This is a genomic window from Enterococcus sp. DIV0187 (assembly GCF_051713785.1).
In the GTDB taxonomy this organism is placed as follows: Bacteria; Bacillota; Bacilli; order Lactobacillales; family Enterococcaceae; genus Enterococcus_A; species Enterococcus_A avium.
Genome location: NZ_JBIOQO010000002.1, coordinates 125650 through 145468, shown reverse-complemented (window position 1 = coordinate 145468; position 19819 = coordinate 125650). Strand labels below are relative to the sequence as shown.

Below are 19819 nucleotides of genomic sequence, written 5' to 3'. Positions count from 1 at the left end.
TCCTCCTAATACCAGTTAATAATTACCAACAAACGTTAAAATTCGTGCCACTTCCTGTTTTATTGTTTCTTCTGAACGTGCTAAATCCTGTTGCTCCTGTTCTGACAACTTCCTCTTAACATAGACCGGTGTATCTAATCCTCTTGCAGCCAAAGCAATCTTAAATCCTGCTGGAAAATTAACCTTAAAGCATTCTCTTAACAATGGCAGTATAACTTTCTGTACTTGGACTGCTTCATTGATCTTTCCAGCTAAGTACAATTCTTCGATTTTTTGATAAGCTTCTGGAACAATTCCAGCAGTCGCCACCATACACCCATCTGCTCCTGCTAATAATGAACTTAAGTACATCTCTTCTCTTCCGATCAAGAAAGAGGTCTCTAACTTCTCATCTTCCAACATATCTAAAATATGAAGGACATCAACTAAATTACCACTAGATTCCTTTACTCCAATCACTTTATCGAGTTTTGCAACCGACATTAACAATTCCTTGCTCAATACTGGTGCAAACAACGGCACATTATAAACAATCATCGGCAAATCAACATGAGTATTGATATCCTCGAAATAAGCCAGGATAGCATCATCACTAGGCTGATAAAAATAAGGCGGTGCAGATACAATCCCATCATAGCCAAGTCCTTCAGCTATTTTCCCCACTTCTATTGCCTTACTGCTGGTCGTTGCAGTCACGCCTGCAAATAATTGCAGTTTCCCTGCACTAGCTGCTTTGACTGTCTCTAAAATAGTCTGAGCTTCCTTCACATCAAAATGCGCAGCTTCACCAACAGAACTGACTGCAAAAAGCCCAGTGATATTCTTTTCAATATAAAAATCGACCATACGCTTAAGCGCTGAAACATCTATACCTCCTTCCTCTGTCAATGGTGTCAACATCGCTGCATAAATCCCGTTTAACTTCATCTTCAAAACAAAACCGCCTTCCTTGTTCTCATTCGTGAACTAGTTTCCCTTTTATGAACTTCACACTTAGAATGTAACCGCTTAACGAAAAGAAGTCAACCTATTTTTTTAATTTTATTCTAGAGTAACGTTTCAGTAAATGTCACTATTGAGTGGAATTATATAGGTAATTTAAATTCTAACTGGTGAATTATTTAAAGATTTTAAAATTAACTTTTCATGAAACCGCTTGATTTATCATGCGAATTTGATATATTGGTAGTACCAATAAAGTGATGGAGGAATAATTATGACAAAGCTTAAAGGAATTACATGGAACCATAGTCGGGGCTTCACATCTGTTGTTGCAACTGCTCAACGTTTTTGTGAAATCAACCCTGGAGTTGAAATTGAATGGGAAAAAAGATCGTTGCAAGAATTCGCTGACGCACCAATCCAACACCTTGCAGATCAATACGATCTTTTAATCATTGACCATCCGTGGGCAGGATTTGCTCAAAAAAGTGGAATCTTAGCCGATTTATCACTTCATTTATCAGCCGATTTCTTAGCAGACCAAGAAAGTAATTCTGTCGGATTGTCTCACCTTTCTTATAATTTTGATGGTTTTCAATCTGCCCTAGCTGTGGATGCTGCTACACCTATCGCCGTTTATAACCAGCAGTTCTTCTGCAACCAAGCTATCCCGAAAAATTGGCAGGATGTGCTTGAACTCGCGCGGAAAGACAAAGTGGCTATTGCAGGAATCCCTATTAATCTTTTAATGGACTTTTATATGTTCGGTGCTACTATCAATGCTTCTATGTTTAAAAATAGAACTGTGATTGATGAAGAAAGTGGTGTAATTGCTTTAGAGGCTATCCGAGAGATTGTCAGCTTGTGTAGAAAGGATATTCTTGAATGGGACCCGATCGATGTACATAATTATATGGCTGAAAATAATGACATTGTTTACTGTCCTTATGCATATGGATATACCAACTATTCAAAACCTGGTTATGGAAAGCATTTACTTATAGCTACAGATACTGTTACATTCAACAATGTTCCACTAAAAACCGTTCTTGGCGGTACTGGTTTAGCTGTTTCATCAGCTTCAGAAAATCTAGAACTAGCTTGCAAGTATGCTGAATACACTGCTTCTCCATTAATTCAAGAAACGCTTTTCTTTGATGCGGGCGGACAACCCGGTCATCGTAAAGCTTGGCTAAGTTCGGAAACGAATCGTCGATGTGCAAACTTTTTTAAGAATACTCTTAAGACGCTTGACAATTCTTATCTACGTCCTCGCTACAATGGTTACCTTCATTTCCAAGACAATGCAGGAAGCCTTGTTCAGGAATATGCAGTCCATGGAGGTAATCCTAAAGAAGTTCTAGGTAAACTAAATGTCATATATCAAGAATCATTAAATCACGCTGGGAGTTGATTTTAGTGTCACTTTTAAATGGAATCACTGTACTAGATTTTAGTCAGTTTTTAGCCGGCCCTTCTTGTGCATTGCGTTTGGCCGACTTAGGAGCAAGGGTAATTAAAATCGAAAGGCCAAATGTCGGTGACAGTTCTCGCCACTTGGTACTAAAAAAGCAGAAAATCGGCGAGAACAGTTTACTTTTTCATACCATCAACCGAAATAAAGAAAGCATTGCACTAAACTTGAAAGATCCGGCTGATAAAGAAATCACCTTAGAGTTGATTAAAAATGCGGATGTGTTGATCGAAAACAATCGACCTGGTGTCATGAAAAAACTTGGTCTTGATTATGATACAGTAAAGCAACTTAATCCAAAACTTATCTACGGGACTGTTACTGGGTACGGAATAGCTGACAGTTTAAAAACAAAACCAGGACAAGATTTATTAGCACAATCCTTATCTGGGTTAACTTTTTTAAATGGAAATGCAGATCAGCCACCTACGCCATTTGCTCTTTCTATCGCGGATTCGTTTGCAGGAATTCATTTGGCAGAAGGAATTTTGAGCTGTTTAATTCGAAGGAATAAAACAGCTATCGGTGGGCAGGTAGAGGTTTCTTTGTTAGAATCAGCAATCTCACTGCAGTTTGAGGTTCTTACCTCTTATTTTAATGATGGCCAAAAACTGCCTGAAAGATCGAAAATAAATAATGCACATGCATACTTGGCTGCACCTTACGGGATCTATAAAACTAAGAATGGTTATCTATCAATAGCTATGGGGTCATTAGAAATCTTAGGCAAGTTGATTGCTCTTCCACAGCTTGCTAAATATGAAAAAGAAGATCTAGCTTTTACTTTAAGAGATGAGATAAAACAGCAGATAGCAGATATTATAGTTACCAAAACAACTGAAGCTTGGATGGAGCTTCTATTATCTGGCGGCTATTGGGCAGCACCTGTTTATGATTGGCAAGAACTGATAAAACAAGAAGGATTTAAAGCTTTGTTATTTGATATGCAATTAAAAACACCCGCAGGTCCTATTCACACAACTGGTTGTCCTATTCAAGTAAATGGAAAAAGAGAAAAAGACGATAAACCGGCACCTTTACTAGATCAGGATCATGCAAAAATTTTGAATGATTTGGGAGTGAAAAAGAATGATTAAACCTTTAGAAGGCATTCGTGTCTTGGATTGCAGTCAGTTTCTTTCTGCTCCTTCAGCTGGATTGAAACTCGCTGATCTGGGTGCGGAGGTCATCAAGATTGAAAAGAAAGGCGGAGGCGATATTTGTCGTCAGTTATATGTGTCTAATTTTAAGATAGACAATGACAGCTCACTTTTTCATGCAATTAATCGCAATAAAAAAGGACTTGAATTGGATCTAAAGACCGAAAAGGCTCAAATCTTCTTTAAAAAACTTGTCAAAATAGCTGATGTTGTTCTAATCAATTTTCGACCAGGTGTTGCTAGAAAATTGAATTTGGATGCTGAATCGATCCATAAAATCAATCCGAAAATCGTATATGGGGAAATCACCGGATATGGTGAGAATTCTCCATGGAGTAGCTGGCCTGGACAGGATTTGCTGATTCAGGGAATGTCCGGAATCTGCTATCTGAATGGCGATAGAGAACAAGACCCGCTCCCTTTTGGTCTTTCTATGGCTGATTTAGCTGCTGGAGAACATCTGTGTCAAGGTATTTTAGCTGGACTGTTCAATGCACAACGCACTGGAGAAGGTTGCGTTATTCAGACTGAACTACTCACTTCGTTAATGGATCTACAATTCGAATCTTTCACGACTTTTTTGAATAATGGAAATGAACTGCCGGTTCGTAGCGGGTTTCATAATGCCAATCCCTATCTTGACGCTCCTTACGGCATCTACGCAACTAAAAATGGGTATCTAGCGATCGCCATGTGTCCAATCGCCAAGTTAGCTGATTTACTCGATTATCAAGAACTTGCAAACTTCATAAAAACACATACAGTTGAACAAGACAGTGATGAGATAAAACGAATGCTGCAGACAAAATTACTCACTCAACCTACCGAGCATTGGCTTGCCATTCTACAACCTGCCGATATTTGGTGCACAAGGGTATTAAACTGGCAGCAAATGGATAATGCCGGACTATTCGAAGAATTGAAAATGAAACAGGAAATCCATAGTAGTGAAGGTAAGCATTTCTATACTACTCGCTGTCCAATCAGAATCGATGGAGAGATCTTTACTTCCGAAAAAGGTGCCCCTACTCTCGGGGAAGATAATGTCAAGTTTGGAATAAAGGAGGAATAATAATGGAAAAAACAATTTATTTTGAGGACTATCAGTTAGACAGCGAAAGAACATCTTATGGCAGAACGATCACTGAAGCTGATATAGTGACTCACGCTGGTCAAACAGGTGACTTTTTCCCGCATCATATGGATGAAGAATGGTGTAAAACGCAACCCTTTGGACATCGGATCGCTCACGGAACACTAACCTTCAGCATTGCTGTGGGAATGACTGCTAACCTGATCAATCCAGTAGCCTTTTCTTATGGATACGAACATCTACGGTTTATCAAGCCTGTTTTCATTGGTGATACAATCACTACGACTACAACGATTTCAAAAAAGGAAGATCATCCAAAACGTGAAAATATGGGAATTGTTTATGAAACCCTGTCCGTAAAAAATCAACGGGCGGAAGTCGTTATGGTATGTGATCATCTTTTGATGTGCGAAAAACAAGCCTAATAAAAACGCACCAATTCAGAATTTTTGCAGAGCGCAATTCTGAATTGGTGCTTTTCATTTATTTACTGATTGCTTTTTATAATAAAAGTTCAAGACGGCTCTCAATCTCTTGTTTACAGTTTCTCATCATCTCTACAACAGTGTTTATGTTCACGGATTCCATCTCTTCTGTAGAAAAAGTACAACTAAAAGAAGCGATCATTTTCCCATTTTGAACGATCGGCATCGCGATACAGTTTGAGGTTTCACTGGCTTCTTGATGTTCCGTTGAAAACCCTTGTTGTCTAAATACCCGCAACTCCTCCAATAGTTCATCGATATTCTTTTTCGAATTCGCTGTCAACATACGCCAAGGTGAATCTCGATAAAGCTCACGAATTGTCTCGTCTGAATATTGTGAAAGTAACATTTTACCAATTGCGGTACAACTTGCAGGCAAACGTCCGCCAATCTGCTTCATTAAAGAGTAGTTCTCAAAATGCTCACTACGAGCCAAATAAATCACTTCCGTGCCATCTAAAATCCCTGCATGAGAAGTTGTTCGCACTCGGATAGACAGTTCGTTAGTCAACACTTTCAATTCTTGAACCAAATCACCGCTGCCGATAAAGTTCGCTGCCAACTTAATGAAATTACTTCCGGCTACATATTTTTTAGCATTGTCATTAAAGGAAAGATAATCATTTTCCACTAGCTCTTGAATCAAACTGAAGGTCGAACTTTTCGGTGTATTTAATATCTGCTGGATATCTGAAAAGCTTAATCCTTTAGAATGATGCGATATTGCTTCCAATAATCGCAAGGTTCTTTCTGCTGACTTAACTTTTGCCATTTTAAATCCCTACTTTTCTTTCGTCATTTTATCAATGTATTGTTTGGATTTACTATAAAACTCGTTTAAAGAATAGGTTAGCTTTTTCCTATCTCTTTCAATAAAAGCTTGTTCAATTTTTTGACGATAGTGAATACTATTTTCAATCGCACCAGGAACGCTTAAAAAATTTAGCGCACTTTCTCTTCGAATTAAAATAATTGTCTGCATCAATTTTTCCATTATCTTGCTTCCGCAAATCTTACCCATAAACGAATCAAACTCTTCCAGCAAATTGTTATATTCGGCAACAGTTCTATTCTCAGATGCAGCAGCCTCCATCTTTTGAGTGATTTGTTCTAATTTTTCAAGATTCTCTTTCGTTGCGTGATTAAAAGCTAATTTAACTACATCTGTTTCAATCAATTTTCTCGCATGATAAAGTTCCTCTTGATTATGCAATTCCCGTTGGAAAATCCAAGAGATTGAATTCTCCGGTACGGGTTGTTCCGCTTCAGAAACAAAGGTTCCATCATTGGGCTTTATAACGACTAAACCCACTAATGAAAGAGCCCTCAAGGCTTCTCTGACTTGTCCTCTTGACACACCCAGGTGCATTGCTAAAGAGCGCTCATTTGGTAACTTCTCCCCCGGTTTTAGTTCTCCAGAGACAATTTTATCAGCAATTTGATTCATGATTTTTTCAGATTGAGTCAGCTTTTTTTGATTTTCCAAGACCTTACCACCTATCTTAACCAATGGTTCTTATATGAGAACAAACTCTAGTTTATCACATTCCTCTAAAAATGAAAGCGGTAAATCATATATTTTAAACCTATACTATACCTTGCTCGCATATAAAAAGAATAGACATCGCTTTTATCTTATTCTCCTCCTAAGAATCGTTATATACAAATTCAAATTAACAGTGACTGTCGTGATTATAACGGCTCTACTATATCAATATAAAAATCACTATCTAATTATTTATGTCCTAAACATCTGCTACTTGCTGCCTTTGATTCGAATATCCCTCATATAAACAAAACTTATCGTTACCCAACGTTTTGACTATACTTTCCTCCACCTTTTATACTTCCGTTGCAATCAAATTTTAGGAGGATTTAATTATGCTTACAGGTTTAAATTTATTAAACAACCCCTTTTTAAATAAAGGAACAGCCTTTACCAAAGAAGAACGAGCAAAATATGGTATTACTGGGATGCTGCCTAGTACCGTTCAAACATTAGAGCAACAAGCCGTTCAAGCTTACGGACAATATTTAAGCAAACCATCAGATTTGGAAAAACGCATTTTCTTAATGAACGTGTTTAACACCAACCGGACATTATTTTACAAATTGATGGGCCAACATTTAGTTGAATTCATGCCAATCGTTTATGATCCAGTTGTGGCTGATTCAATCGAACAATACAACGAAATTTTCGTTGAACCACAAGATGCGGCTTTCTTATCCATTGATGATCCAGAAAGTATCAAAGACAGCTTGAAAAACGCCGCTGACGGCCGTGACATTCGTTTGATCGTTGCGACTGACGCAGAAGGAATTCTAGGCATGGGCGACTGGGGTGTCAACGGTGTGGATATCGCCATCGGTAAATTAATGGTTTACACTGCTGCAGCTGGAATCAACCCTGCACAAGTTTTACCTGTTTCCATCGATGCTGGTACGAACAACGAAGAATTGTTGAATAACCCACTTTACTTAGGAAACCGTCATGAACGTGTGACTGGCGACACTTACTACGATTTCATTGATCAATTCGTTGAAGCAGCGACAGATCTTTTCCCTGAATTACTATTACACTGGGAAGACTTCGGCCGTGGAAATGCCGCAAACATTTTAGAAAAATATCAAGATAAAATCACGACCTTCAATGATGATATCCAAGGAACCGGAATCGTTGTTCTTGCCGGTGTATTAGGCGGATTGAACATTTCTGGTGAAGCCTTGAAAGATCAAACCATCTTGACATTTGGCGCTGGAACTGCCGGCGTTGGTATTGCCAACATTCTATTAAAGGAAATGGTTCGCCAAGGAACACCTGAAGAAGAAGCACGCAAACACTTCTACCAAGTCGACAAACAAGGTTTGTTGTTTGAATATACAGAAGGCTTAACACCTGGTCAAATTCCATTTGCAAGAAAACGTGCTGAATTTACTAACAGCGAAGAATTAACAAACTTAGAAGCCGTTGTAAAAGAAATTCATCCAACAATCATGATCGGCACTTCTACACAACCAGGTGCTTTCAGCGAAACCATCGTCAAGGAAATGGCGGCTCACACTGCTCGTCCAATCATTATGCCGTTATCAAATCCAACAAAATTGGCAGAAGCTACAGCGAAAGATTTGATCGAATGGACTAACGGAAAAGCTTTGATCGGTACAGGTATCCCTGCTGCTGATGTGGAATACAAAGGCGTGACTTACCAAATCGGCCAAGCCAACAATGCCCTAATGTACCCAGGACTTGGTTTAGGCTTGATCGCTTCAACTTCAACTCGCGTAAATGATGAAATAATTTCTCAAGCAAGTCGCGCGTTAGGCGGAATCGTGGATGTGACAAAACCAGGTGCGTCTATCTTGCCTCCTGTTGCTAAATTGACGGAATTCTCTCAAATCATCGCTGAAACGGTAGTGAAATCAGTCGTTGATCAAAAATTGAACCGCGAAGAAATCACAGATGTCAAAGCAGCGGTTGAAGCAGCTAAATGGGTCCCTGAATACACAGACTAATTCCTCGATTTCCACTAACTAAAAACCACTCTCTTAAATGAGGGAGTAGATGCAATGCTACTCCCCATTTTTATGGATTCAACAATGCTTTACTAAAGAAAGGATCTTTTAAAAATGGCACAAAAAGAATCAACAACTGCGATACCAGTTGAAGAAAAAAAGACCAGCTTCTGGTCAACCAAAATCACTGGTGTTAGCCTTCCAATTTATTTGATCATGGTCGTTGTCCTGATCGTAGCGATGGCTTTAGGCAAATTGCCTACAAATATGATTGGACCAATCGCTATTCTAGTAATTTTTGGGAATTTATTTCATTTTATCGGCAATAAAATTCCGATCGTTAAAAGTTATTTAGGCGGCGGCTCAGTCTTTGCGATCTTCGCGTCTGCGGCAATTGCGACCTTTGGCATCTTGCCTGATGAAGTCGTAAAATCAACACAAAACTTTGTCAGCAACATGGGCTTTTTAGACTTTTATATCGCGGCTTTAATTACCGGTAGTATTCTTGGAATGAACCGTAAGTTATTAATGAAAGCCTCTGTTCGTTTTATTCCCGTAGCACTTATTTCTATGATCGTTTCTTTCTTCGCTGTCGGATTGGTTGGTATGCTGATCGGTAACGGCTTTGCGAATTCTGTTTTATATATCTCATTGCCCGCGATGGCTGGTGGTGTGGGAGCCGGAGCCGTTCCTTTATCAACAATTTATGCGCACGTTTTAGGAACCGATGCCTCATCGATCATTTCTCGTTTGATCCCGGCAACTGCTATGACAAATGTTTTAGCAATTATTGGTGCTGCGTTAGTGGCTCGTGCGGGACAATCATTGCCAAAATTAAATGGTAATGGGAAGCTGATGGAAAAAGGCGATCTTGGCGATGGCAAACCTCGTGAAGTTAAACCTGATATTGCTCAACTAGGTGTTGGGCTGATGGTGGCATTGACCTTCTTCATTTTAGGTCAAATCTGTAACTTCTTTGTTCCAAAGATCCATGCCTATGCCTTCATGATCATCATCGTAGTTATTTGTAAAATTACCAATATCTTGCCAGAATATTATGAAGATGCCGCAATCATGTTTAACAACTTGATTGTTAAAAACCTGACTGCTGCTGTACTAGCTGGTATCGGTATTGCGTTATTAAACTTGAACGTTCTAGCTTCCGCATTAACGTGGCAATTTGTTGTCCTATGTTTGACAAGTGTTATTGTTATCTCTGTCGTTTCTGGTTTCGTTGGTCGTCTATTCGGATTATACCCAGTCGAATCAACGATTACTGCCGGTCTATGTAATAACTCAATGGGCGGAACCGGTAACGTAGCTGTATTATCTGCTGCTAACCGCATGGAATTAATCGCCTTTGCCCAAATGGGAAATCGTTTAGGCGGCGCGATCGTGTTAATTATCTCAGGATTTTTAATGCAGCTGTTTTCATAATAAAAAACGAGCGAACAGCTTTCTTACGATTGAAAGCAAATGTTCGCTCGTTTTTATTTTTGGTATATCGTATCTGAAGTGCTGTGCTAATATTATATTTCCCTTCGTGATTTCATTGATCCTGCAATCCCTGCTACAAAGACAACGAAGAAAATAAATATCAAAACAAAGAATGGAATAATATGAATGGCGCCATTTTCAAAACACATTAATAGATAAATCAACGATGGCAGCGCAAAGAAATAATTGGCTGCTCTTCTATTCGGATTGATAAACCTATCGTAGATCAAAACACAAAATGGTGCGACAGCGCAGATCATTATTTTAAGCATCCAGGCTTCGGTTACTTTGAAGGAAAAAACACTTATTAGAATAACCAACAATATCAGTAATACACCAACAATCTTCTGTTTGTTCAAAAAGACACCCTCTTTTCCATGAATCAGATTCATTTCAAACCAAACGATCTAAAAAAAAATAAATATATTATGTAAACTTTTGTTTCTTACTCTTTTATTCCACTACTATAGCATTGATATTCAAACATTTGAACAAAAAAAGGAGAATGCTTTCCAATTCTCCTCGTTTTTCTTGTTTCTACCATCTTCCTCGTTTTAATCGAGCCTTGTTTACATAGCGTTTCGCATTTGCTGGAATCCGATCTGGCGAGTCGTCCGTATCAGCTTCCCAAGGATAGAGTCCCTCTTCGTTTTTTTGGAAATTTTGCAGTTCGTCTTTTTGTGAGTCCTCGCTCCGTTCGTTCTTCTTCCGCAAACGCATAAGGAAATAAGACAGTGCGATGAGTATTAACGCGATAAATCGAATCGTACCTACCATGATCCTTACCTCCTCATTTCATGTAGTCGATAGTTAATTAATCCCGACAGAAAATGTTCAGCATCATCGATTCTCATTCTAAAACGGTCATGTCTGGCGAAAAAGCCATAGCTGATCGTATTTGGCTGTTTGAAAAATTGGGCAAATTCTGGGAACATGACGCCAGTCGTGATTTCATGCTGAACTCTTTTTTTCATGACCGAGTTGATCCTGTCCTTTACAATGTTGAACTCTTTTGAGCTTTCAAACAGTTGCGTTTTCAGTTCGCTAGTCGATAATTTTTCAACCATTTTAGACGCTGCGACTAGCAACTCCAACATTGTGGGATAAGCCGTATCTCGTTTATCAATGAAGTTAATATTCCCAAGTGCATTGTCCAAGCCAAATTGATAATACTCTTTCTTTTCTTGATAAATCAGCAGTTCATTGGTTGCGTAACTAAGCCAATGATCATGATATTTTTGGTAGCCATTGGCAATAAATTGATTCATGAGATCCTCACAAATCTGCATGATCTTTGCTTCTTTGAAAATACCATAAGCCCGAAGCAGGGCAAAAAGGATTTCACCATCATAATAAACGATTCTAAATGTTTCCTTGATTTGTAATTGCGAATCCAACACATGGATGGTTCGATTGTCCTTTGTTATAAATTTATCCTTTACAGAAACAATCAATCGCCTTAAAATCGGTTGAAATTGCGAATCTCCTGTGACTTCGCTATATTTAGCAATCGCTAAAATCGCTGTTGCTTGTGCTCCCAGCTTGTATTCTACACTGGAACTTAACGGTTCCTTGACCAAAAGATAGCCCGAGACTTCTGAGAGTAAATGCTGGATGCCCCATTGAAGACTTTTTTCAAGTAAAGGCTTTATTTGTTGATCATTCGTGTATCCGGCAGCTTCGGCTAACGCGTACAAGGAAGAAAAATGTCGGACAGAATTATAGCCTTTTATTCGTTGGTCATAACAGGGGAAATAACCATAAATAAATTGTCCTGTCTCTGTTAATTGGCGCTTTAGATAGTCACTGCCTTTTTCAATCACTAGATCAGTTATTTGATTCAAATTTAAAACCGAAACGGACCGCACTCGATTGCCATTTCCATAATCAATCAAAGGAAAAACCTGATCATTTTCAAAGTAAAAAGCTTCGGTTTTAAATAGATATAGTGGAGCAGTTGATAACTGAGCTGTCTTCGCGTTTCTTATGCCATATTTTCTCTTCATATAGCCACGATAATTTTGATCATCAATTGAAAGTTCCGGTAGATTTCGCCCGACCTTGTGCTCTTTGCTAGGCTTTAAGATCGCATTTCCCACCAGTTCTTCCATTAAAAAGCTCTGCTTCTTTCTTCCATTTACCCGAAAATTGAAATCGCCGTAGTTGTTCCTTTTGACACTGCCAATCAATTCCTGAAGTTCTTGGAAAGTAATCTTCTTTTCCTCTGTTACAACATCTAGTCGAAAATACGGGGCTTGTTCAAGGTTCTTTCTTTTATAGTATGATAAAAAATCATTCCAAATTGTTTGATAATTATCGCCGTACAGCTCAACGACCTGACTACGTTCTGCGAATTTACCGATACTGATAATTAAGAGAGGACTCACCTGCTTTGTCCGCATCTTACTAAGCAGCTCTTCCACCACTTGGAATTTATTTTCAATTAATTGAATCGACATTTTATCACCCCATAAAAGATCAATGAAGGGAACATTCCCTTCATCAATCCCGTTTTTTTAGTCTTCTTTTTTTGTCTTTCTAAGTTTCCATATACCAATACCAGAAAAGAATGCGGCTAATGCTCCTAACGCTGTGAGCGATGTGTCAGTGTCCTCACCGGTTGCTGGATATTGTTTCGCGCTTCCAAGGTAACTAGTTCTTCCGCTTCCAACACTTCCTGACCCACTTGCACTATATCTTCCTAGAGAAGATGTCGGTGGTGTACCTTGGTTATTCGCCATTACAGGTACTCCTCTGTTGTCGTCGCTATCCGCATCGGCGTCAGAGTCTGAGTCAGCATCGGCGTCAGCATCAGCATCGGCATCAGCATCAGCGTCGGCATCAGCGTCGGCGTCGGCATCGGCATCAGCGTCGGCATCGGCATCGGCATCAGCGTCGGCATCAGCGTCAGCGTCGGCATCGGCATCAGCGTCGGCATCAGCATCGGCGTCAGCGTCGGCATCAGCATCGGCATCAGCGTCGGCATCGGCATCGGCATCGGCGTCAGCGTCGGCATCAGCGTCAGAATCAGCGTCGGCGTCAGCATCGGCATCAGCGTCGGCGTCAGCATCAGCGTCGGCATCGGCGTCGGCATCAGCGTCAGCGTCGGCATCGGCGTCAGAATCAGCATCGGCGTCAGCGTCGGCATCGGCATCAGCATCGGCGTCGGCGTCAGCGTCGGCATCGGCATCGGCGTCGGCATCAGCGTCGGCATCGGCATCAGCATCAGCGTCGGCATCAGCGTCGGCATCAGCATCGGCATCGGCATCGGCATCAGCATCGGCGTCGGCATCAGCATCGGCATCGGCATCAGCGTCGGCATCAGCATCAGCGTCGGCGTCGGCATCAGCATCGGCGTCGGCATCAGCATCGGCGTCGGCATCAGCGTCGGCATCGGCATCGGCGTCAGCGTCGGCGTCGGCATCGGCATCGGCGTCCGTTTCATCATCATCTGGAATAATTGCAGGTGTCGGTAAACTTGGCACGTTGTTTTGATCATAGGCAATTAATTCAATTTGATCTAATGCATCGACATCTTCTGCAGATAAAGGGATTGAAAATCGACCATTCTCATCCGTCTCTCCTTCAGCAATTTCTGTGCCGTCTTTATAAATTCTAACGATCGTATTAGGGTCCGCATACCCTGTAACTTTATAATCCGTTGATGAATTCCCTGTAACTACTACATCATACGGTGCAGTTACTTGTGCTACTTTATAAAAGATTGGTGTATAGCCATCGTATTCTGTAGAAATATCAATTGAAAGAAGATTCGTTTTCACAATTGTAGCTAAAAATCCAGCTTCATAAGGTTGAGTCAAGTCTATTCCCCGATCAATTAACTCTTGAGGGATCGGATCAATGATAGTTGTTGGAATCGTAACGTTCGTTTCTCCTAAAATACTCGCATCTGCAAGCTCACCAATTAATGTTGAGCCTGTATTTACTAAAGCTTGGGCAGTGGCGAAGGTTCCATTGAAAATAGGTTTTAGCGTCAGATTTAGCGTTTGATTCAAAAGTCCAGCACCGGTTCCTGTAATTGTCAGTGCCTGGACAGCACTATTCAAATCACTAAGTATTTGATTGACGTTTTCTCGAATGATCGTTTCCAATACACCGTCAAGATCCGCATAAATATATTGATCCCCTTGGGCCTGCAATTGCAATGCGACATCTGCGGCAGTCAGACTACTTAAATTTTCTAATAGATTTAATTGTTCATAAACCTCATCTAAATTTATATTCAATAATGGATTAGAGTTAATTAATGTGTTAATCGAGTTTATTAGTGTAGTCGTTGCGCCGTCAACAATCGATAGTAATGGAGCTAGACCGTTTTCCGGAAGTAAAATATTCGTTGAGAGCGCTCCTGTACCATTCGGTGCTACGTGACCTCGAAGTCCTTCAGGAATTGCCAACACAGCCATTCTACTGCCTGCAACAACACTTAGATCAATACCGCTATCAGCTGAAATAGTAAAATCCACACTTCTAACAGCATTTTCAATAGTAAAAGGACTCGTATCAGTTGTTCCACTTGAATTGGAAGAGTTCAAACTACTAAATAATTGCCCATCTATCAGCGCTGCATAAGCCTGTGTAGATTGCGTTGAAAAAAACGGAGTTGCTATTGAAATCGGTGTCAATCCTAGTAACAAGCCTGTCGCTACTGAAGTTCCTACATAGATATATTTTCTTGAACGTCGTTTTGCTCGTGCTTTTTGGTCCATTAACTTTCGATAATCCCTCTTCAATCTTTTCATCCCCTAAAAATAATTTATTTGAACTATTTTTTTGGTACCAGCAAAATGGTTTGATCACTTAAGTTAATAGGAATTTAACAAGAATATAATCTCCGAACAACTAGATTGTTTTACAATAAAGAACTTTGACAGGACTTCTTAGAAGCTAAATTAGGCATACCTTATAATAAAATAAAGCTCTGCTGTGTTATGAAAATACTCATCTAAAAATGCTCGTTTATGACATTTATATGAATAAATGGTGAATATTATTTTAACTTAAGCAAGAGACACATTCTTATTTTAAAAATATTCAGTTATTTTAAAATCCGCTGTTGGTGAGTATGGATAACCTACCCCTGGAATTCGAAAAGGGATTCTTATATTTCTAAAAAAATGAAAAAGATGACAGGTCTTTTTGTTTGGTTTGAAAAATGACACCCATATTTCAGAGTCGGAATATTTTTGCTTATTGCCGATATACTAGTTCTGCTTAGCCGAGTTTAGCAGTAACTGTGGGCGTAGAAAAGAGAGCTCATGAAGTCAAACATGAATATACCTACTGTAAAGCGATTTTTTCATGTGAAAATTTCTACTTTTCTTATAGAGGCAATAAAAATAACCCATCGGTTTTCCGATGAGTCATGAATTCTTATTCTATTATCAATCTCGACATGATCGGAAATTTTTCAACTATTTCCAATTGTTATATCGCTGAGTTCATTGTCGAATCTTTTTTACTGGCTTTTTGATATTCGCGTAAAAAGTAAGCCGCAAACAGAAGTGTCATAAGTTCAGTGATCGGCAAACTCGCCCATACTCCCGTTAATCCCCAGAAGTTCGCTAAAACAAGCACTAAAGGTATTAAGAAAAAATAGCCTCTGAACAATGCCAACGTAAAAGCCTGTTTGGCACGACCGATTGCTGAAAAGAAAATGCTAAAAACGACATTCAGTGAAGAGCCAAATAATGACAAGAAGAAAATCGGAATACCAGCAGCAGCTAATCGGATCAGGATTGGATCATTTTCACGATTAAACGCGGAAATGATTGGGTATTTCAAGAAAAATAGGACCAGATACAAGCCAACCGCCATAACAAAGCTAACCCTTAACCCAAAGGCCAAGGTCTTTTGGATAGTGGTGCGGTCTTCTTTGTTTGCGGCACGACTGATTAATGGCTGAATTCCCTGTGCGACGCCAGTAAATAAAGAAAGCGCAACTACTAGAATATTTGCCAAAACTCCATAAGCAGCAATGGCAATATCTCCGCCTAAGCCGATCAATACCTGATTGAAGACTAGAATACTTACACCCGTACTCATTTCCGCAAGAAATGAAGATAACCCCAGCTGCACACTTTGAGTGACCGTCTTTAGCTTCGGAATCGCCCATCTCAATGAAAGGGAACGCTTTGAGAAATGTCGGTGAGTACTCAAAATGAGCAGACTAAGGACTGGAGACAATACCGTTGCCAACGCTGCACCAGCCATTCCCATATTCATTGGGAAAACAAAAATATAATCAAAAATGATATTGAAAACACTGGAACAAATCATCGCCTTCATTGCCAACTGCGGATTTTGATCGTTGCGAATAAATGCTAGACATAAATTGTTCAAGATAAAAAATGGCGCCATCACCAAAATAAAGCGCATATACATTGTTGTATACGCAACAGTTGCGCCACTTGCTCCTAAAAGTAACGCCAAATCTTGACTGAAAAAGGTCCCTAGTCCAGTAAAAAAGAGTCCGATGATCCCACCAATCACCAGCAGCTGAGAAAAATAGCCACCGCTTCTTCCCTTCAGCGCAAACAACGTCGCGCCGCCCATACCCAACAATAGCCCTAGCCCCGTCAGTAGATTGAATATCGGCAGTGCAATATTCAAGGCCGCCAAGCCTAGCACTCCCACCCCATTTGCAATAAAAAACGTATCCGCTAAAATATACAGCGATAATCCTAGTGTACTTAACACGCTTCGTGTGACATAACCTTTTATCTCATTCATTTGATTCCCTCCACAAAAAAATAGCATCCTACCCTCCTATGGCCTACGGGGCAGACTGCTACTCAAAACAAAACCCGGCGATTTTGCTAAAAGTTCTTCATAATTTCCTTACATTCTAGCAATAAACAAAGCAAAAGGCAATCCAATTCTACAAATCAAGATACATCACCCGTTCACCATTCTCCGGATCATGCCTTTGACTGTCAATAAAACCAAAGCGCTGATAATAAGGAATAATTTTTTCATTTTCCTCATGCACACTCAAATAAATCCGCTCAATCTCATACTGTTCTTTCATAAAATCGATCAGTAAAGGAATAAACAAGCTCCCATAGTGTTTTCCTTGAAACTTTGCGTCGATCATTAATCGATCCAGCCACATTGACTTATCCTGCTTGGCACCAATCATGGAAAAACCGATCAACTGACGATCATCATACAATGCCAACGGCTGCCAGTTAAGAGAAACATCATAGGCTGCCTCCAGCAAAGATTGACCATTCGTCTCGATGAACGCCTCCTGATCCTTTGAAACAGAAAGAGCAACGATATCACGCCAATTACTTTCATCTACATCTTTAATCAATAATCCCATTGGTTGCGTTCTCCTTTAAAGGTACTATTTGTAAGCAACCATAACAAATACAGAAAAAAACAGCAATCAAAAACCGATTGCTGCTTAAAAACTTATTCAGCTACTTCCTTACTTTCACGCATAAAGATCGCCGCGCCAATGGCACCAATCAGAACGATGGTTCCGGCAACATAACAGATTTGAATCAAGCCTTTATCGAAAGCATCCACAACCAGCTTCTGTAAATCTTGAACAAATGGCGCTTTACTTAGTGCATTTGAAAAAGCAATTTCATGACCGGAAAATGGGCCGGCTTTGATTAATCCGTTCACTAATTTTTCTGGTAGATGCAGCGAAGAAGCCTGTTGACTTACAACATTCCCATAACGATTGGCTTCGACTAAGCCTAAAATTACTACTCCAAAGCTGGTACCAAATTGGCGGAAGACATTCAGTAATCCTGAAGCCATGCCCATTTCCTGTGGAGCCACACCTTCTAACCCAGCCGAGTTCAATACCGGATTAACAATTCCGTTGGCGATTCCGATCATGACTAACGTTGGCCATAATTGAGCATAGCCCATCGTTGGAGATAATTGACCGATCAAAAAAATGAATCCAGCGCCGCTGACTAATAGTCCGGCAACGATCATCCATTTTTTCGAGAATTTGTTACCAAGAATTCCAACGACTGGTCCTAAAATCAATGACCAAACCGATAAGGCCAATTGACGAATTCCAGTATCAAAGGCGGACCAGCCAATATAGTTTTGCATCAGGACTGTCAAGTACGTATTAAAAGCGTAGATACCAGAACCTAAAGCAAACGCGACTAACACTGAACCAATGAAATTGATATTTTTGAACATCGACAAATTCATCATAGGATTTTGTACTTTGGCTTCCGCAAAAATAAATAGTGCTAAGAAAACAACCGCTAAAAGCAGCCATCCACCTATGCGCAGATCAGTCCAGGCCCAGCTGAGGTGGGTTTCCTTTTGAATTAAACCATAGATTGCGCTGAACAGTGCTGCCGCGGATAAAATCATCCCGATAAAATCAATTTTTTGATCTTTCCCATAGCTTGGTGTTTCTTTGACAAAACGAACCGTCATTAAGACGGCAATAATTCCGATCGGCAAATTAATAAAGAAGATTGATTCCCAACCAAAGGCGTCTACTAGAAAACCACCGACTAACGGACCAGAAGCCGAAGACAAACCAATAACAGAACCTAAAATACCTAAAGCTAGTCCGCGTTGTTTCCCATCAAAATTGGAAGCCACCAGCGCCATCGACAAGGACATCATTCCAGCCCCACCGACTGCTTGGACACCACGACCAATATCTAAAATCAATAAGGATGGTGCAAAGCCATTCACTACAGAAGCGATGACAAAAAGAATCAAACTAGCTAAAAAGATTTTTTTTCGTCCATACATATCGCCCATTTTTGACACGATCAGCAACGTGACCGCAAACACTAAGGTATAAGCATTCAGCACCCATTGCAGCTGCGTAAAGGGTTCATTGAAGGCCTTTTGCATAGTCGGTAATGCGACGTTTACTACAGTCACATCTAAAAGGCCCATAAATACGCCTAATGACATCGCGAACAACGAGAACCATTTTCTTGAAGAATTTTTCATAAACTGTTCCAACTCCTACTATTTATAACATTCAATCGCTTCAGTAGACCATTACTTTCGATCAGCGATTTGTTTTTTTATCCAGATTAATTTTGTTTTGGCAATTTGAATATCCAACTCATAGGCCTCCACTAAAATACGAAAACGTTCCGCATTTTCCGGAAAACGCCCTTGAGAATCAACCATTTCTGCCTGCGCCTGTTGATAGAACATTAGATCCTTTTCAATAAACAGTTGGAACTCATCCAAGATTCTCAGCTGCTCAGTAAGGTCCACGCTATCCAGCGAACGTAATTTGAAATGGATCCTATCATTGCGCTTCGCATCAGAAGGAATTTTTTCCTTCATTAACTCAATAAAGCGGTCGACACCTTTTGTAGTAATATGCCACAGCTTCATCTTTCGCCCATCCTCATAAATCGTGGAAGTCACGAGCCCTTCCTTCTCTAATCTTTCTAATGATGGATACAATACCCCGCTAGAAACCTTCCGCATCGGCTGCAATGCAGAGCCGACGATTTTTTGAAGCTTATAGCCGGTTTTATCACTGGTAATCAATGAGCCTAAAAGCAGTAAATCGTACATTTTATCCCCCTCCCGATAAAACAGTATCAGTCTTTTAGATATATCGACTTGCTTATTATAGGTCTTTTAGACATATTGTCAAATAAAAAATACT

At 40.0% G+C, this 19819-nt stretch carries 17 protein-coding genes; 6 read left to right on the top strand and 11 right to left on the bottom strand.

Features of this window, described 5'->3' with window-relative positions:
- Window positions 1–15 precede the first annotated feature (15 nt).
- Window positions 16–927: a dihydrodipicolinate synthase family protein gene (locus IGI52_RS20630; protein ID WP_229078993.1), complete on the bottom strand. Its 912-nt coding sequence runs from the start codon at window positions 925–927 to the stop codon at window positions 16–18.
- A 289-nt stretch (window positions 928–1216) separates the two neighbouring features.
- Here IGI52_RS20630 and IGI52_RS20625 point away from each other — a divergent pair, with 289 nt between their 5' ends.
- The 4 genes from IGI52_RS20625 to IGI52_RS20610 are packed head-to-tail and all read left to right on the top strand — an operon-like array spanning window position 1217 to window position 5094.
- On the top strand, window positions 1217–2356 hold the full coding sequence (locus IGI52_RS20625) for an ABC transporter substrate-binding protein (protein ID WP_070504864.1): 1140 nt from the start codon (window positions 1217–1219) through the stop codon (window positions 2354–2356).
- A 5-nt stretch (window positions 2357–2361) separates the two neighbouring features.
- Window positions 2362–3513: a CaiB/BaiF CoA transferase family protein gene (locus IGI52_RS20620; RefSeq protein WP_438782692.1), complete on the top strand. Its 1152-nt coding sequence runs from the start codon at window positions 2362–2364 to the stop codon at window positions 3511–3513.
- On the top strand, window positions 3506–4648 hold the full coding sequence (locus tag IGI52_RS20615) for a CaiB/BaiF CoA transferase family protein (protein WP_438782341.1): 1143 nt from the start codon (window positions 3506–3508) through the stop codon (window positions 4646–4648). The genes IGI52_RS20620 and IGI52_RS20615 overlap by 8 nt, the downstream gene beginning before the upstream one ends.
- 2 nt (window positions 4649–4650) lie before the next feature.
- Window positions 4651–5094, top strand: coding sequence for a MaoC family dehydratase (locus IGI52_RS20610; RefSeq protein WP_070504870.1), 444 nt, complete (start codon window positions 4651–4653; stop codon window positions 5092–5094).
- A gap of 76 nt (window positions 5095–5170) precedes the next feature.
- On the opposite strand, the gene IGI52_RS20605 is transcribed toward IGI52_RS20610, so the two are convergent.
- Together IGI52_RS20605 and IGI52_RS20600 are read right to left on the bottom strand one after the other, a co-directional pair.
- Window positions 5171–5926: an IclR family transcriptional regulator gene (locus tag IGI52_RS20605; protein WP_070504873.1), complete on the bottom strand. Its 756-nt coding sequence runs from the start codon at window positions 5924–5926 to the stop codon at window positions 5171–5173.
- Between the two features lie 9 nt (window positions 5927–5935).
- Complete coding sequence (locus IGI52_RS20600) at window positions 5936–6640, bottom strand: FadR/GntR family transcriptional regulator (RefSeq protein ID WP_083291845.1); 705 nt, start codon at window positions 6638–6640, stop codon at window positions 5936–5938.
- Between the two features lie 395 nt (window positions 6641–7035).
- On the opposite strand from IGI52_RS20600, the gene IGI52_RS20595 reads away from it, so the two are divergent.
- Both IGI52_RS20595 and IGI52_RS20590 read left to right on the top strand, forming a co-directional pair.
- Window positions 7036–8667 (top strand): malolactic enzyme, encoded by a 1632-nt coding sequence (locus IGI52_RS20595; protein ID WP_438782340.1) that lies wholly within the window; start codon window positions 7036–7038, stop codon window positions 8665–8667.
- Between the two features lie 114 nt (window positions 8668–8781).
- Window positions 8782–10104: a 2-hydroxycarboxylate transporter family protein gene (locus IGI52_RS20590; RefSeq protein ID WP_438782339.1), complete on the top strand. Its 1323-nt coding sequence runs from the start codon at window positions 8782–8784 to the stop codon at window positions 10102–10104.
- 92 nt (window positions 10105–10196) lie between these two features.
- Here IGI52_RS20590 and IGI52_RS20585 read toward each other — a convergent pair whose 3' ends face one another.
- The 8 genes from IGI52_RS20585 to IGI52_RS20550 form a co-directional block, all read right to left on the bottom strand.
- Window positions 10197–10523, bottom strand: a complete 327-nt coding sequence (locus tag IGI52_RS20585; protein ID WP_144204875.1) for a hypothetical protein — start codon at window positions 10521–10523, stop codon at window positions 10197–10199.
- Window positions 10524–10701: 178 nt separating this feature from the next.
- Window positions 10702–10941, bottom strand: coding sequence for a hypothetical protein (locus IGI52_RS20580; protein WP_070504883.1), 240 nt, complete (start codon window positions 10939–10941; stop codon window positions 10702–10704).
- A gap of 5 nt (window positions 10942–10946) precedes the next feature.
- A complete protein-coding gene (locus tag IGI52_RS20575) occupies window positions 10947–12623 on the bottom strand; it encodes a hypothetical protein (protein WP_438782338.1) in 1677 nt (558 codons plus the stop codon).
- Window positions 12624–12680: 57 nt separating this feature from the next.
- A complete protein-coding gene (locus IGI52_RS20570) occupies window positions 12681–14918 on the bottom strand; it encodes an adhesive domain-containing protein (protein WP_438782337.1) in 2238 nt (745 codons plus the stop codon).
- A 694-nt stretch (window positions 14919–15612) separates the two neighbouring features.
- Window positions 15613–16917, bottom strand: coding sequence for an MATE family efflux transporter (locus IGI52_RS20565; RefSeq protein ID WP_438782336.1), 1305 nt, complete (start codon window positions 16915–16917; stop codon window positions 15613–15615).
- A 148-nt stretch (window positions 16918–17065) separates the two neighbouring features.
- Window positions 17066–17512: a GNAT family N-acetyltransferase gene (locus IGI52_RS20560; protein ID WP_185937755.1), complete on the bottom strand. Its 447-nt coding sequence runs from the start codon at window positions 17510–17512 to the stop codon at window positions 17066–17068.
- A 92-nt stretch (window positions 17513–17604) separates the two neighbouring features.
- Window positions 17605–19140, bottom strand: coding sequence for an MFS transporter (locus IGI52_RS20555; protein WP_438782335.1), 1536 nt, complete (start codon window positions 19138–19140; stop codon window positions 17605–17607).
- A 51-nt stretch (window positions 19141–19191) separates the two neighbouring features.
- A complete protein-coding gene (locus IGI52_RS20550; RefSeq protein ID WP_438782334.1) occupies window positions 19192–19725 on the bottom strand; it encodes a PadR family transcriptional regulator in 534 nt (177 codons plus the stop codon).
- Window positions 19726–19819 lie beyond the last annotated feature (94 nt).